Source organism: Methylobacterium sp. Leaf89 (genome assembly GCF_001422215.1).
Taxonomy (GTDB): domain Bacteria; phylum Pseudomonadota; class Alphaproteobacteria; order Rhizobiales; family Beijerinckiaceae; genus Methylobacterium.
Map to the genome: position 1 here is coordinate 5,460 of NZ_LMML01000029.1, position 214 is coordinate 5,673.

Annotated in this window: 1 protein-coding gene; it reads left to right on the plus strand. The window is 63.6% G+C overall.

What is annotated here, in order from left to right; genetic code table 11:
- Window positions 1-214: winged helix-turn-helix domain-containing protein (locus ASF18_RS24800; protein WP_244472727.1), on the plus strand; the 214-nt coding region annotated here is incomplete at both ends.

Genomic DNA, 214 nt, shown 5'->3' on the forward strand with positions numbered 1-214 from the left:
TATCCAGGCGATCGTGCGCCGCTCGAAGGGCCACGCCCAGTCGGTGATCACCACCGGCGACCTCATCGTGAACCTCGACGAGAAGACGGTGGCGATCGCGGGCAGCTACGTGAAGCTCACGGGCAAGGAGTACCAGATCCTGGAGCTGCTGGCCCTGCGGAAGGGCACGACGCTGACCAAGGAGATGTTCCTCAACCATCTCTACGGCGGCATG